We start from the raw sequence: 14,310 nt of genomic DNA, 5'->3' as shown, positions 1-14,310 counted from the left end.
ATTGCGAAACGCCTTAATCAGGCAAAAACTTCCGCGTTCGACGGGTCTTTCGGATCTGGTCCAAAGCGGTTTGGCCCCGGGGTGCCCGGCAGGAACATGATCACTATCAGCGCAATCGATGCGACAAAGCCCAGCAGAGGAATGAAAGACGCGACGATAAAGCCCAGATACCACCAACCCGACATATCGCGGTCATGGAACCGCCGCACGGTGACAGCGATGCTTGGAATGATGATCGCAAGGGCGAAGATACCATAAAGACCCAGACCGATCGTGCCGAGCGTCCCGACCCCGCCCATGAGCGCCTCCGCGACAGCTTCATCAGAACCGCCCATCGCGGTCTCCATCGTGAGCATGGAAACGACGAACGGCCCTGCCAGCACGGCGCTCACGATCAGATTGAGCAGCGCGAACATCCAGTATTCCATCCGGCGCGACCCGCCTTCGAAGTCGAAGTAGCGCCTGAACGGCAAAAGCATCCAATACATATCTGGTCCCCTGTTATCCCGCGCGGTGAACCCCTTGTTTCGCGCGGTGCCATCGCAAAGCATAACAAAAAAGGCCCCGCCGTAAACCGGCGAGGCCCCCTTTTTAGAGTTAGTGATCCGTTAAGATCAGAACTTGAAGCGCACGACACCGCCATAGGTGCGCGGCGCGCTTGGGTAACCGGACACGGTCCCGGCCTGCGCCACACCGTCGAACACTGTCAGAATGTACTGATCATCGAGCAGGTTGCGGGCATAAGCGCCGATTTCAAACCCGTTGTTCAGCGCCAGCGTGATCGAGGTGTTCACCAGGTTGACTTCGCGGTTGAAGATCAGCGTTTCACCCAAAGCGGCATTGAAAGTCGGCAGGCCGTTGTTGATCGGCGTGTTGCTTTCATGGTTGTAATCGATGCGGCTGATAAGGCGCGTACCGCTGTCCCATTCGTGCGTGTAGGTTGCGGAGGTCGCAATCGTGATCTCAGGGATACCGGCCGGGGTCTCACCCGTCAGATCGCCAACCACGCTTCCCGGGAAGCTGTCAAACAGCGGATCGAGATAGGTCATGGCAAACGTCAGCACCAGGCCATCTGCCGGGTTGATCGTGCTGTCGAATTCAAAGCCCTTGACCGATTGCTGGCCTGCGTTGCGCAGGGCAAAGCCGGTGCCGGTGAAGGCAAAGCTTTGGAAACCGTCAATCGTCTGGTCAAACAGGGCAAGGTTAAAGCCGAATCCTTCCCACTGCGCCTTCATGCCGATTTCATAGACTTCTGCCTCTTCGGGGCCGGCAAAGCGGGTGCCCGAAACAAGGTTGGCGGTCGCTAGGCCAGCATCGATGATTGGCGAAGACGGCGCAGCGAAAGTGGAATTGCCCGGTCCGGCGACAAAATCGGCACCGTTAGGACGGCTATCGCGCGAAAGGTTGATCGAGCTGGCTTTAAAGCCGGTGGCGTAACTGGCGTATAGGTTGACCTCATTCGATACCTGATACGCGGCGCGCAGCAGATAGGTGAACTTGTCATCATTCGTCCGGCCATCTTCGACAGCGTTTGGAATGTCGAGGAAAGGCGGCTGGAACTGGAACGCGGAAAGTCCCAGCAGCTCGTTCACGGTCGGATCAGTGGCCGCGGCCAGCAGCGCATCCTGATTGGCCTGCGGAAGAGCCTGGAACTGATCGCGGGTCGTGACCCCGCCAGCGGTCGCCAAAGTAATGAACGCATCAACAAGGTTGACCTGACCCAGCGGATCGAAGCTCTGCTGCGAAAGGGCAAAATCCTTCTTGTCGTCGGTGTAGTTGAAACCGGCGGTCAGCACGAGGCCATCGAATGGTTCGAAATCGACTGTGCCGAAAATCGAATAGGCCGTGTTGTCCATCGCAAACTGTTCGGCCGTAAGCAGCGGAGTGTTGAAAATGCTTTCCTGCGGTAGGTCAAGAGCCAGCTCTACGCCGTTAAATACGCTGGGTGCGCCGGTCAGAACATCGACCGGGTTGCCGCCTGCGAGCAATTCAAACACATCACGGATGTCCGCACCGTTTTGAATGGCGCTATCCTGCGAGATGCTTTCATCGAAATAGAACGCGCCAAGCAGGAAGTTGAACGGACCGTCGAAGTCGGACGTAATCCGAAGCTCCTGAGTGAACGTCTCTACGTCCTGATCCTGCGTCTGATTGGCAATATCCGCGCTCGAATAATCGATGTCCGAAGCGAAGAAGTTCTGCAGTTCACGATATGATGTGATCGACGTGAAGGACAGCGGTCCGGCGGAATAATCCATCTGGATGGATCCGCCATAATTGTCGACTTCGTTGTTCGGCACGATGTTCAGAAATGCGTCGTAACCGAAGAAGTCGGTGGATAGCTGTCCGCCGACCGCATTGATGGCACCTGTTACCGGGCCGGATACCAGCGTGCTGACCTGGCAGCAGACTTCGTCGATCTTCGAATAATCGGCGATGGCGCGGATTTTGAAGTCCGGTGTTGGCTCGATCAGCAGCTGACCGCGAGCGGCCCAGCGATTGCGGTCGTTCTGGTCTTCACCGAGATTGACGATTTCGGCGTATCCGTCGCGGGTCTGATAGCTGCCGTCGATGGAGAATGCGATATTGTCCGAAATCGGTCCGGTAATATCGCCTTTCAGAATGACGGTGTTGAAGTTGCCATAAACAGCTTCCACCGCGCCGCCAAATTCGAACTGCGGCTCACGCGTGATAACCGAGATGACACCCGCCGATGCGTTTTTGCCGAACAGGGTCGATTGCGGGCCGTTCAGGACCTCAATCCGCTGTACATTGGGAAGGTCGGACAGGGCCGCTGCCGAACGCGAACGAAACACACCGTCGATGAACACACCGACCGATGGCTCGATGCCGAAATTGTTATCGCCGTTACCGAAACCGCGAATGATGAAAGTCGATGCAGACGACGTCTGAAGCTGGCTGACGCGCAGCGACGGGGTCACGGTCTGCAGATCGAGCACGTCGCGGATTTGCGCCTGCTCCAGCGTCTCACCACTGGTCACGGAGACCGAAATCGGCACTTCCTGCAGCGTCTGTTCGCGCTTGGAAGCGGTGACGATGATCTGGTTGCTGCTATCTTCGTCTTCCAGTTCGAGCGCCAGCTCGTCAGCATCGTCGGAATCGACCTGCTGTGCCAGTGCGACTGAAGGTGCGGTGAAAGCGAAGGCCGCTGCTCCTGCGAGCAGGGCAATACGGTAAGTTCCGGCAGTGCCGGTTGAATTCGAACGCATGGAAGCTCCTCTCCAATATCCCATCGAGACCGATTGTCTCGCGGACCAGAAACGGCCCACTCCACCGGCTACGATTAACTAATCTACTAGGTGAGCGTTAATGAACGGACAAGCCGGAAGCCGCTGAATTGCGTGGCAAACGCGCTTTTGTTGCAACACTGACACACCCGATTGTGCCTCAAATCCCGCTTCTTTCCCGCCAAAGCTTGCCGAAAGATATCACCTGCGCTAGGCGCGCGGCGAATGCTGCATTGCAACAGCATATGTGGTCGTCGGAGCATTCCGTAGCGTCACTCAGGTTGTCGCATAGCTGCCACATATTCGTCTTAACCGCGCACCGCGCCTGAATGCGCCGATCCAGCCATGCGATCGGCACCAAATTTGGAAAAATTACGCTCATGTCCTCTTCGCTGAGAAATATCGCGATCATCGCCCACGTTGACCACGGAAAAACCACGCTGGTCGACCAACTCTTCCGCCAGTCCGGGACGTTTCGCGAAAACCAGCGCGTTGAAGAACGCGCGATGGATTCGGGGGATCTGGAAAAAGAGCGCGGCATTACCATCCTCGCCAAATGCACCAGTGTCGAATGGGAGCATGACGGCGAAACCACGCGCATCAACATCGTCGACACGCCGGGCCACGCCGATTTCGGCGCCGAGGTGGAGCGCATTCTGTCGATGGTCGACGGCGTCATCCTGCTGGTGGACAGCGCCGAAGGCGCGATGCCGCAGACCAAATTCGTAACAGGCAAGGCGCTGGCGCTCGGCCTGAAACCGATTGTTGTCGTCAACAAAATCGACCGTCCCGATGGCCGCCCGCAGGAAGTGCTCGACGAAGTGTTCGACCTTTTCGCGAGCCTCGATGCCACAGACGAGCAGCTGGATTTCCCATCGCTTTGGGCGTCTGGCCGCGATGGCTATGCCAGCAATGACGAAACCGCCCGCGAAGGGACGCTCGACCCGCTCTTCAAGCTCATCACCGAGCACGTGCCATCCCCCGGCCTGGATACCGAAGGCAAGTTCAGCTTTCTCGCCACCTTGCTTGACCGGGACAATTTCATGGGCCGCGTGCTGACGGGCCGCGTGCAATCGGGCACCATCAACGTGAACGATCCGATCCACGCCATCGACATGGACGGAAACGTCGTGGAAGTGGGCCGCGCGACCAAGCTGATGAGCTTTGACGGGCTGGACCGCGTGCCGGTCGAAAGCGCGCAGGCAGGTGACATCATTGCGATGGCAGGCCTTGAAAAAGCGACCGTGTCGAACACGATCTGCGACCCATCTGTAAAAGAGCCGATTGCTGCCCAGCCAATTGATCCGCCAACGCTTGCGATGCGTTTTTCGGTCAACGATTCCCCGCTTGCGGGCCGTGAAGGTGACAAGGTTACCAGCCGCATGATCCGCGACCGGTTGCTGCGCGAAGCAGAAACCAACGTCGCCATCCGCGTGACCGAGGCCGATGACAAGGACGCATTCGAAGTCGCAGGACGCGGCGAATTGCAGCTGGGCGTACTGATCGAAACGATGCGCCGCGAAGGGTTTGAATTGGGCATCTCGCGCCCGAAAGTGCTCTTCCGCGAAGAAGACGGCCAGCGCATGGAGCCATATGAAACCGTCGTGATCGACGTGGACGATGAACATTCCGGCACTGTCGTCGAGAAAATGCAGAAGCGTAAAGCCGATCTCAACGAAATGCGTCCGTCTGGCCAAGGCAAGACCCGCATCACGTTCTCGGCGCCGTCACGCGGCCTGATCGGGTATCACGGTGAATTCCTGTCCGACACGCGCGGCACCGGCATCATGAACCGACTGTTCGAAAAGTACGGCCCCTATAAAGGCGCTGTGGGTGGCCGGAACAACGGCGTGCTGATCTCCAACGGCGACGGCGAATCAAATGCTTATGCGCTCAACATGCTTGAAGATCGCGGCGAAATGTTCGTCGGCCCGCAGATGAAAGTCTACGAAGGCATGGTTATTGGCGAGAATGCCAAGCCGGATGATCTGGAAGTAAACCCGATGAAGGCGAAACAGCTTTCCAACGTGCGTTCATCGGGCAAGGATGATGCCATCCGCCTAACCCCGCCGCGCCGGATGAGCCTGGAGCAGTCCATCGCGTATATCGACGATGATGAAATGGTCGAAGTGACCCCTCAATCGATCCGTCTGCGCAAGACGCTGCTGTGCCCGCACGAGCGTAAGAAAGCGAAGCGCAAAAAGGATTGATCCGGCGCCGGTGATACCCGAGACATTTGAAAGGGCGGCGAGCGCAAACTCGCCGCCCTTTTCATATCATTGATAGGCCATGAAATTTGGCTGGCCGCTGGACGACGACACGCCGCCATCGACCGCCAGATTGACACCGGTGATGAAGCTTGCGTCTTCGCTGGCGAGGAACGCGGCGGCTGCGGCGATATCCTCAGGCTCTCCCATGCGGCCCATTGGGATATGGCGCATGAAAGCCTTCATCAGATCATCATTCCCGGTGATCCCTTCGACCATGTCGGACCGCGTGAGCGACGGATTGATCGCGTTTATGCGGATGCCGAGCATACCCAATTGCTGCGCCAGACCGCGCGTCAGGTTCGTAACCGCTCCTTTTGAGGCATTGTAAATCGGCAGGGTCGAATCCCCGCCTGTGCCCGAAACGCTCGAAATGTTTACAATGCTACCGCCCGTTTTCTTGAGCGCCGGAATGGCAGCGCGGCAAAGATACAGGACGCCTTTCACATTGATGTCGATCACCTTGTCGATGTCGTCATCGCTTGCCTTGTGCAGCATCCCTGAAACGGCGACGCCCGCATTGTTGACCAGCGTATCAAGCTGACCGAATTTCTCCGTCGCTTTGCTGATAATCTCTTCGGCGAATTCCGGCTTGCTGACATCGCCTGAAACGACAAGCGTGCGCGCCTCATCAAGAGTGCCCGCCACCTTTTCGCAGTCTTCGCGGCTGCGCGAATTGATGACGACATTTGCGCCTTCGCTGGCAAATCGGCGCGCAATGCCCTCCCCGATGCCGCCGGACGAGCCGGTCACGATAACGGTCTTGCCCGCAAAGCGGTTTAGTGAGGTCATTGTTGTTCTCCTGAAAATTCGCGAAGTTTGTGCCTGACCCAACTCGCCAGAGGGGTTTTATGTCCCGCTGCGCGGCGCACTTCGGTGGCCAGCGGCAAATTCATTTGTTACGCCCCTGCGCAATATGAATACCGGAACCCTCGTCTCGCTCGCCGCATACTTTGTCCTGATGATCGGCATCGGCCTGTACGCATGGCGCAAATCCACTGCGGATAGCGAGGGATACCTTCTTGCCGGACGCAACCTGCCCCCTTCGGTCGCGGCGCTTTCTGCAGGAGCCTCCGACATGTCGGGCTGGCTGCTGCTTGGCCTGCCGGGCGCGCTGTATGCGGCTGGATTGGTAGAGGCGTGGATCGGCATCGGGCTGTTCGCCGGCGCGGTGGCAAACTGGTATATCGTGGCCCCGCGCCTGCGCGAACAGACGGAGAGATACGGCAACGCGCTGACGATCCCGCAATTCCTAGCCAACCGTTTTCCCGACAAAGCCATCGCGCTACGGGTGATCTCGGCAATCGTGATCGTGATGTTCTTTACAGTCTACACCGCAGCCGGACTGGTCGGTGGAGGCAAGCTGTTTGAGACCGCTTTCGCAGGCCTGCTGCCCGGCGTTGGGTTGAGCGATTACATGCTCGGCATCATCATCACTGCCGGTATTGTTTTGGCTTACACGATGGTTGGCGGGTTTCTGGCCGTGAGCCTCACCGATTTCGTCCAGGGTGTGATCATGGTCGTTGCGCTCATCCTGATGCCCGCTGTGGTTATCTGGGGCGGCAAGGATGTGGGCGGTCTGGGCGAATTTTCCGCCGTTACCGACGTGCTGAACGAAGTTGACCCCGCGCTGCTCAGCCTCACCGGCGGTTTAACGGCAATCGGCTGGCTCAGCGCGGTGACATGGGGCCTTGGCTATTTCGGACAGCCCCATATCATCGTGCGCTTCATGGCCATTCGCAGCGTCGCCGATGTGGCGAAAGCGCGTAATATCGGGCTTGGCTGGATGCTGGTGTCGCTGATCGGGGCGATTGGGGTCGGCATGGCCGGGCGCGCCTATGCCCAGGCCAATGGGGTCACCGTCGAAGACCCTGAAACGATCTTCATTGTGCTTGCCACATTGCTGTTCCATCCGCTCATCACAGGCTTCCTCCTCGCCGCGCTGCTGGCCGCGATCATGAGCACCATTTCATCGCAATTGCTGGTTAGTTCCAGTTCCCTGACCGAAGATTTTTATCGGTTGTTCCTGCGCAAGCAGGCGAGCGAGAAAGAGGCGGTCAATGTGGGGCGCATTTGTGTGGCGCTGGTCGCGATTGCGGCCATGGTGATCGCCGCAAACCCCGACAGCCAGGTTCTTGGCCTCGTCTCAAACGCATGGGCCGGGTTCGGCGCGGCGTTCGGTCCGCTCATTGTGCTGGCGCTGACATGGCGCGGCATGACGGGAGCTGGCGCAGTGGCTGGCCTCGTGACCGGGGCAGCTGTGGTCGGATTGTGGATCGCCGCCGGGCTCAACGCTGATTTTGCTGGCGGACAGGGACTTTACGAAATTGTCCCCGGCTTCATCGCCGCGACAATCGCCATATTCGCGGTGAGCAAGGCGACGCAGCGATCTGCCGAGGCCGCTCCCGCGCGGTAATTTGCAGGCAGGTATTCGCAGGGCTGGCCAGCCCTTTCAAACACAGCGGTTTTAAGCCATCCTCCGCCATATTGGCAGGAGGAGAATTACCATGAGCGAATTGGGCGAACCGCGTGTAACCGGACTTGGCGGCGTATTCTATGTCGCAGCCGATCCTGATGCGACGCGCGAATGGTATCGCGAAAAACTGGGCATCGACGGCGAATATGGCCCGCAACTGGCGTGGTCCGAAGAACCAAAGGCCAACCCCTATTCGCTGATCAGCCATTTCAAGGATGATACCTATATCAAGCCGGGATCAGGCGGATTCATGATCAATTTGCGGGTTCATGACCTCGACGGATTTTGCGCCGCGTTGCAGAAAAAAGGCGTGAAAGTGCTGGACAGCGCGGACGAAGGATACGGCAAATTCGCATGGATCCTCGACCCCAACGGCGTAAAAATAGAACTGTGGGAACAGGTCGCCGAAGAATTGCCATGACCTGGCAGCACAGACTTGGTCATTAGGGCGCGGTTAACCATATCCGCGTGATACTCCCCGCCATGCTTTGCACGCACCCCATCCGATCAGCGATACTTGTGGCCAGCGGACTCGCTCTTGGCGCGTGCGGCAGCCTTGTGCCGCAGGGCAGCGGCGCGAGCTCCGGCACTGCATCTGGCCAGTCGTCGCAGCCGCGCGTCAGTTCTGTCCCGCAGACCGCCGTATCCCGGCCCGAAGAGGCGCGCTGCATCGCCAACCTTAGCGCGGCGGGCGCGCGCTTTTCCGCTTTGCCTGATGCCTATGACGGCTCCGGATGCAGCCGGCTTGGCACGGTGCAGCTGTCCGCGCTTTCTGGCGATATGCGGGCACTTTCGGTCAGCAATATCGGGCCGGTGCAATGCCGCACAGCGAACGCGTTCAATGCCTGGGCACGGTTCGGCGTTGACCGGGCTGCACGCCAGATCCTTGGCAGTCCGCTCGTGCGGATCGAGACCATGGGAAGTTATTCGTGCCGCAATATTGCCGGATCGAACAGGCGCTCTGCCCATGCTACGGCAGGGGCCATCGATGTGTCTGGCTTTATCTTGGAAGACGGGCGCCGCATCACTCTTGCGCAAGACTGGGATGGCGGCAGCGATGAAGAGCGGGAATTTCTGCGCGTGATCCAATCCAGCGCCTGCAAACGCTTCGCCACGGTGCTCGGCCCGGATTACAACCGCGCGCACGAAGATCACTTTCATCTCGAAGGGGGCGATGCGGAGATCGAGCGTGGAAGTTTTTGCCGCTAAGCAGAGTGGTTACACGGTTCATGCGTGCCGCAACTCCCCCCCCCCCCCCCCCCCCGCAAAACGAAGAGCCCCCGACACTCAAACGAGCGCCGGGGGCTTCGGGGGTACCGAAAGGCTGAGCCTTCCTAAACGGTGATGCGCGGTTCCAGCGCGGCCTCCAATTTTAACCGGACTGCCTCTGCTGCGTGTTTTGCGCCGAGTTTGTTCATCATGTTGGCGCGGTGGATTTCAACGGTACGCGGGCTGATTTCCAGCTCGCGCGCTATCACTTTGTTGCTACTGCCCTGTGTCAGCCATTCCAGAACTTCGCGTTCGCGCGCCGACAGGTTGGCTATGCGGTTGCGCGCCTCGATCATGCGTCTGCGCGCAGCACCGAAGGTCTCTGCCTCCGCTTCTATCCGGGCAAGACAGCGGCCTACACGTTCGGGTTCAAGCGGCATGGACAGGTAATCAAGCGCGCCCGCCTTGATCGCCTCAACAATGCGTCCGGGGCGCGGATCGACATCGACCGCGATCAAAGGCAGCCAGATGCCAAGCCTGCTGAGCCGTTCAAGCGTCATGGCAACGCCGCCCTCCCCCGCATTGTCGCGGGCGATGATAATGCCCTCGCGCGGAGGATGAACGGACAATTCCGAAAGGTCGCCATACACCTCGGAATGATGCCCGAGAGAGAAGCCGACCCTTGCTAGTTCAGCGCGATGCCGGGTGGAGGAATCGATGAAGTGGAGAGAGGCTTTGCGTGTCATGGCAAGCGTAAAACCACGTATGCCACGTCCATACACGCCGGACATGCCCCGATCTGGACCTATTGCGCGCCGCACAATCGGCTAAGCGCCCAAATCCGTCGATAATTGCCTCCGATCTGAAACTAATTCCGACTACCCGACACGATTTCACGTGCGCCAATATGCATCTACAAAGAAAATATTCGCTATTTTTCAGTGTCAAAGCTGTAATCAGGCAGCGAATGGAATGCCGTTTTCAACGCATCGCCCCAGTTCGATGATATCGTTTCGAAATAGGGATCGCTGGCCGTAACGCGGTGCTGATGAGTGGGTCCGAATTCGTCCTTGCCGATCACCAGCAGGTCGAGCGGGAGGCCGACCGACAGATTGGCTTTCAGCGTAGAGTCGAACGAAACCATCACCAGCTTGACCGCGTCTTCGAAACTCATGTCGCGGTCATATCCGCGGATGATGATGGGGCGGCCATACTTTGTCTCTCCGATCTGGAAAAACGGCGTATCCCAGCTCGCTTCGATAAAGTTGCCTTCGGGATAGATCATGAACAGGCGCGGCTCCATGCCGGCGATCTGCCCTGCAACAATGATCGAGGCGGTGAAGCGCCCCTTGCCCCGGTCGCCATTGGCTTTCTGGCGCTGTTCGATCGTCGTGCGCAGCAACTTGCCGATTTCGCTGACGACACTGAACATCGTCGGACCATTCAGCAGCGTCGTCTCACGCTCGTCGGGGGATTTTGTGCGCTCTTCAAGCTGGCTGATGACCGCCTGTGTCGTCGCGAGGTTGCCAGCCGTCATGACGGCGATCATGCGTTCGCCCGGCACTTGCCAGTGGAACATCTTGCGAAACACCGAAATGTTGTCGACGCCCGAATTGGTGCGCGTGTCGCTCATCAGGACGAGGCCCTTGTCGACGATCATGCCAACGCAATATGTCATGTAATAACTCCGAAAATTGAGCGCACTATCCTGCTGGTGGCCGGTGACGGCGCTGCCCAGCGGTGCGCGTGAAAAATGTGCTGATCCGCTAGCGGATGCGGTACAAGAGACAAGCGATCATTGCTGCGATTGTTCCTGCTGCGTGTCGGTGTCGTGCTGCTGTTCGACCGAGATATCGACCGTCAGGCGGTCATCGGTTGTCGATCCGAAACTGATCCCTGTGACCGGCGCGGAATCGCGGTAATCGCGGCCCGTCGCCACCCGCACATAGCGCGGATCGGGGCTGATTCCGTTGGAAATATCGAAGCCAACCCAGCCTAGCCCGTCGACATGCGCCTCTGCCCATGCGTGCGATGCCTCTTGGTCGATCCGGTCGTTCATCATCAGGTATCCGCTGACATAACGCGCCGGTATGCCCGCTGCGCGCGCGGCTCCGATAAAGATGTGAGCATGATCTTGGCACACGCCGTGCTGCTCAGCGAGCGCCTCTTCCGCAGTGGTTGTCACTTCGGTGGTGCCGGTTTCGTAGGCTACATCTTCGCGGATGCGGGCCGAAAGCGCGTGGAGGAAATCCAGCCGCGCCCCGTCCTGCGGCTCACCCAGTTCGCGCACGAGCGCGCGCAATTTTACGCCAGGTTTTGTCAGCTTGGTCTGACTGAGGAAACTCCACAGCGGCAAATGGCCCGAATGACGGCCGATAATCCCGCCCTCATCCTCGGTCATGACAATGCCGCTGCACGTGATCGTCACCTCGCTCGCGCCGGGATCGACCGCGACAAGTGTCACCTTGTTAAAGTGTTCGTCGTCATATTCCAGTTCCAGCTGGGCGTTGTCATAGGTCATCGTCCAGTCGAGGATTTTCTGACCCTGCGTCGCCTTTGGCGTCAGGCGAAGTCGCTGAAGCGCGTGGACGACGGGCTGGTTAAAACTGTAGCGGGTGGTGTGGCGGATGGAGAGTTTCATGACTGGAAGCGGTAATCCTCTGCAATCGCCGCGCCGATGGATGCATTGCGCGCCATGAAATCGACGAGGAATTCGTGCAGCCCCTGTTCGAATATTTCCTCAATGGTGATGTCGGTGATGTGCATGTCGGCAGCGCGCATTAGTTTGTTGCTGGTGCCCTCACGGCCGTGCAGGCGGGCGAGCGCGGCAAGATTGTCGCGCAGCGCAGCCCGGCAAAAAGCGAGACTGCGAGGAAAACGGTCATCCAGCACGAGGAATTGCACGATCCCGCGCGCGTCGATCTGTCCGGCATTAAGCCAGCTGTAAGACTGCGCCCCCGCGACCGATCGCAGCACCTGATCCCATTGCGAACTGTCGAGGCTGGACCCGACATAGGAAAGCGACGGTAGCAGCAGGAAATATTTCATGTCGAGGATGCGCGAGGTGCTGTCCGCACGCTCCACATAGGTCCCAGCGCGGGCAAAGTGGAAGCCTTCCGAACGCAGCATTGATCCATCGAGCGCGCCGTGAACGCGCATCCCAGCGCGGCGGATCGTCCGAACCACATCGCCGACCGAACCCTGACTGACGGGCCGCGACAATTGTTTGTCGAGCGTCATCCAGCTTTCATTGACCGCTTCCCAGACATCGCTGGAAATCGTGGTCCTCGCGAGCCGCGCATTGGTGCGAACCGCGCCGAACATTTCGCGCACATTGGCAGGGTTTGCCTTGTCACGCAGGATGAAATTCCAGGCGGCATGGCCGTCGTAATTGTCGTGCTTTTCTTCAAAAGCGGCACGCTGCCCGGTTGTTGCAATGACAGATCGCCACTCTTCCTCGGCCGTCAATGTGCCTTTGGTCAAAGCCATCCGCAGCCCGGTATCAAGCAGACGAGCTGTATTCTCTGCCCGCTCTAGATAGCGGAACATCCAGAACAATCCGTTGGCGGTTCTACCTAGCATGATGTGTGTCCGCCCATCAGTCTTTCAGCACCCATGTATCCTTGGTGCCGCCGCCCTGGCTTGAATTGACCACCAGCGATCCCTCTTTCAATGCGACCCGCGTCAGGCCGCCGGGCGTGATGTCAATGCCGCTGGGCGACACGAGGACAAAGGGTCGCAAGTCAACGTGGCGCGGGGCCAGCCCTTTTTTCGTGAAAATCGGACAGGTCGAAAGCGACAGGGTCGGCTGCGCGATATAATTTTCCGGGTTCGCCTCCAGCTTGGCGCGAAACTCCTTTATGTCTTTCTTGGTCGCAGTCGGGCCGATCAACATGCCGTAGCCGCCTGAACCGTGAACCTCTTTCACCACCAGCTCTTCCAGATTGTCGAGCACATGGGCGAGGCTGTCCTCATCGGCGCAGCGCCACGTTTCGACATTGGGCAGCAAGGGTTTCTCGCCGGTGTAGAATTCGACGATTTCAGGCATGAAGGAATAGATCGCCTTGTCATCGCAAATACCAGTGCCCGGCGCGTTTGCAATGGTGACGCCGCCTGCCCTGTAAACGTCCATGATGCCCGGCACACCGAGCATGCTGGATGGTTCGAACGTCAGCGGATCGAGATATTCATCGTCCACGCGGCGATAGATCACATCCACCGGTTTATACCCGCTGGTGGTGCGCATCTGGACCTTGCCATTGACCACGCGAAGATCGCTGCCCTCAACCAGCTCTGCGCCCATCTGGTCGGCAAGAAAGGCGTGTTCGAAATAGGCGGAATTGTAGATGCCCGGCGTCAGCACTGCGACAGTAGGCGTGGCCCGGCCGCTTTCGGCGAAAGCCGGCGGCGCGCAAGCGGCCAGCGAGCGGGCGAGGCGGCGAGGGTAATTGGAAACGCTTTCAACCGGCACCTTGCTGAACAGGTCCGGGAACATCGACATCATCGTCTCCCGGTTTTCCAGCATGTATGAAACGCCCGAAGGTGTGCGGGCATTGTCTTCGAGCACAAACCATTCGTCGGGGCCCGTGCGAACCAGATCGATGCCGACAATATGTGTGTAAATTCCGCCTGGCGGGGTAAATCCGACCATGTTGGTCAGCCATGCCTCGTTCTGGCGGAACAGCCGTTCGGGCACTCGGCCTGCGCGGATGATCTCCTGGCGGTGATACAGATCATACAGAAAGCTGTTGAGCGCCCGAACACGCTGTTCGATACCGCGCGTCAGACGCCGCCATTCGCCCGCACCTATAATGCGCGGGACCATGTCGAACGGGATCAGGCGTTCTTCCGCCTCATCTTCTCCATAAACGTTGAAGGTAATACCGGTCCGGCGGAAACTGTCATCGGCGTCTGCGCTTTTCTGACGCATCCAGGATGTTTCCTGTTCGTCGTACCAATTGCAATAATCGGTATAGGCCGGACGCGTGTTTCCTTGCGCATCGAACATCTCGTCGAAATTATCGGATGGCGCGGCCATCAATCCCCCGGCTGGTTGAATGCATCACCGGCAGACTATCCACCTTTGCGCAAATTGCCACCTCCGCGTCGA

The 14,310-nt window shown here is 58.6% G+C and carries 12 protein-coding genes; 4 read left to right on the top strand and 8 right to left on the bottom strand.

Going from position 1 to position 14,310, the window contains the following annotated elements; genetic code table 11:
• Nucleotides 1-17 precede the first annotated feature (17 nt).
• Entirely contained in the window at nt 18-488 is a 471-nt protein-coding gene (locus ACGHU1_RS13725) for a DUF805 domain-containing protein (protein ID WP_390587844.1), read from the bottom strand.
• Between the two features lie 126 nt (nt 489-614).
• Nucleotides 615-3,230: a TonB-dependent receptor gene (locus ACGHU1_RS13720; protein ID WP_390587843.1), complete on the bottom strand. Its 2,616-nt coding sequence runs from the start codon at nt 3,228-3,230 to the stop codon at nt 615-617.
• A 398-nt stretch (nt 3,231-3,628) separates the two neighbouring features.
• Here ACGHU1_RS13720 and typA point away from each other — a divergent pair, with 398 nt between their 5' ends.
• The gene (gene typA, locus ACGHU1_RS13715) at nt 3,629-5,458 is read left to right on the top strand and encodes a translational GTPase TypA (protein WP_390587841.1); all 1,830 of its coding nucleotides are present in this window, start codon (nt 3,629-3,631) and stop codon (nt 5,456-5,458) included.
• Between the two features lie 66 nt (nt 5,459-5,524).
• Here the strand turns inward: typA and ACGHU1_RS13710 are convergent, their stop codons facing one another.
• Entirely contained in the window at nt 5,525-6,307 is a 783-nt protein-coding gene (locus ACGHU1_RS13710; protein WP_390587839.1) for an SDR family NAD(P)-dependent oxidoreductase, read from the bottom strand.
• A 124-nt stretch (nt 6,308-6,431) separates the two neighbouring features.
• Here ACGHU1_RS13710 and putP point away from each other — a divergent pair, with 124 nt between their 5' ends.
• From putP to ACGHU1_RS13695, 3 genes are all read left to right on the top strand, one after another.
• Nucleotides 6,432-7,931 (top strand): sodium/proline symporter PutP, encoded by a 1,500-nt coding sequence (putP, locus tag ACGHU1_RS13705; protein WP_390587837.1) that lies wholly within the window; start codon nt 6,432-6,434, stop codon nt 7,929-7,931.
• 91 nt (nt 7,932-8,022) lie between these two features.
• The gene (locus tag ACGHU1_RS13700) at nt 8,023-8,412 is read left to right on the top strand and encodes a VOC family protein (RefSeq protein ID WP_390587836.1); all 390 of its coding nucleotides are present in this window, start codon (nt 8,023-8,025) and stop codon (nt 8,410-8,412) included.
• A gap of 98 nt (nt 8,413-8,510) precedes the next feature.
• Nucleotides 8,511-9,200: an extensin family protein gene (locus tag ACGHU1_RS13695; RefSeq protein ID WP_390587834.1), complete on the top strand. Its 690-nt coding sequence runs from the start codon at nt 8,511-8,513 to the stop codon at nt 9,198-9,200.
• Nucleotides 9,201-9,325: 125 nt separating this feature from the next.
• Here ACGHU1_RS13695 and ACGHU1_RS13690 read toward each other — a convergent pair whose 3' ends face one another.
• The 5 genes from ACGHU1_RS13690 to ACGHU1_RS13670 all read right to left on the bottom strand — a co-directional run bounded on the left by ACGHU1_RS13690 (nt 9,326) and on the right by ACGHU1_RS13670 (nt 14,238).
• Complete coding sequence (locus ACGHU1_RS13690) at nt 9,326-9,946, bottom strand: response regulator transcription factor (RefSeq protein WP_390587833.1); 621 nt, start codon at nt 9,944-9,946, stop codon at nt 9,326-9,328.
• A gap of 185 nt (nt 9,947-10,131) precedes the next feature.
• The gene (locus ACGHU1_RS13685; protein ID WP_390587831.1) at nt 10,132-10,878 is read right to left on the bottom strand and encodes a peptidase; all 747 of its coding nucleotides are present in this window, start codon (nt 10,876-10,878) and stop codon (nt 10,132-10,134) included.
• Nucleotides 10,879-10,995: 117 nt separating this feature from the next.
• The gene (locus ACGHU1_RS13680; protein ID WP_390587830.1) at nt 10,996-11,841 is read right to left on the bottom strand and encodes a transglutaminase domain-containing protein; all 846 of its coding nucleotides are present in this window, start codon (nt 11,839-11,841) and stop codon (nt 10,996-10,998) included.
• On the bottom strand, nt 11,838-12,782 hold the full coding sequence (locus ACGHU1_RS13675) for an alpha-E domain-containing protein (RefSeq protein WP_390587828.1): 945 nt from the start codon (nt 12,780-12,782) through the stop codon (nt 11,838-11,840). Before ACGHU1_RS13675 ends, ACGHU1_RS13680 begins: the two co-directional genes overlap by 4 nt.
• Nucleotides 12,783-12,798: 16 nt before the next feature.
• On the bottom strand, nt 12,799-14,238 hold the full coding sequence (locus ACGHU1_RS13670; RefSeq protein ID WP_390587827.1) for a circularly permuted type 2 ATP-grasp protein: 1,440 nt from the start codon (nt 14,236-14,238) through the stop codon (nt 12,799-12,801).
• Nucleotides 14,239-14,310: the final 72 nt, after the last annotated feature.

It is taken from the genome of Erythrobacter sp. MTPC3, assembly GCF_042854385.1.
In the GTDB taxonomy this organism is placed as follows: Bacteria; Pseudomonadota; Alphaproteobacteria; order Sphingomonadales; family Sphingomonadaceae; genus Erythrobacter.
This window is presented reverse-complemented; position numbering and strand designations above follow the sequence as displayed.

Bases quoted from the DNA above. Each gene is read 5' to 3' on its own strand.
- ACGHU1_RS13725 (WP_390587844.1), bottom strand. From the start codon at position 488: ATGTATTGGATGCTTTTGCCGTTCAGGCGCTACTTCGACTTCGAAGGC.
- ACGHU1_RS13720 (WP_390587843.1), bottom strand. From the start codon at position 3,230: ATGCGTTCGAATTCAACCGGCACTGCCGGAACTTACCGTATTGCCCTG.
- typA (WP_390587841.1), top strand. From the start codon at position 3,629: ATGTCCTCTTCGCTGAGAAATATCGCGATCATCGCCCACGTTGACCAC.
- ACGHU1_RS13710 (WP_390587839.1), bottom strand. From the start codon at position 6,307: ATGACCTCACTAAACCGCTTTGCGGGCAAGACCGTTATCGTGACCGGC.
- putP (WP_390587837.1), top strand. From the start codon at position 6,432: ATGAATACCGGAACCCTCGTCTCGCTCGCCGCATACTTTGTCCTGATG.
- ACGHU1_RS13700 (WP_390587836.1), top strand. From the start codon at position 8,023: ATGAGCGAATTGGGCGAACCGCGTGTAACCGGACTTGGCGGCGTATTC.
- ACGHU1_RS13690 (WP_390587833.1), bottom strand. From the start codon at position 9,946: ATGACACGCAAAGCCTCTCTCCACTTCATCGATTCCTCCACCCGGCAT.
- ACGHU1_RS13685 (WP_390587831.1), bottom strand. From the start codon at position 10,878: ATGACATATTGCGTTGGCATGATCGTCGACAAGGGCCTCGTCCTGATG.
- ACGHU1_RS13680 (WP_390587830.1), bottom strand. From the start codon at position 11,841: ATGAAACTCTCCATCCGCCACACCACCCGCTACAGTTTTAACCAGCCC.
- ACGHU1_RS13675 (WP_390587828.1), bottom strand. From the start codon at position 12,782: ATGCTAGGTAGAACCGCCAACGGATTGTTCTGGATGTTCCGCTATCTA.
- ACGHU1_RS13670 (WP_390587827.1), bottom strand. From the start codon at position 14,238: ATGGCCGCGCCATCCGATAATTTCGACGAGATGTTCGATGCGCAAGGA.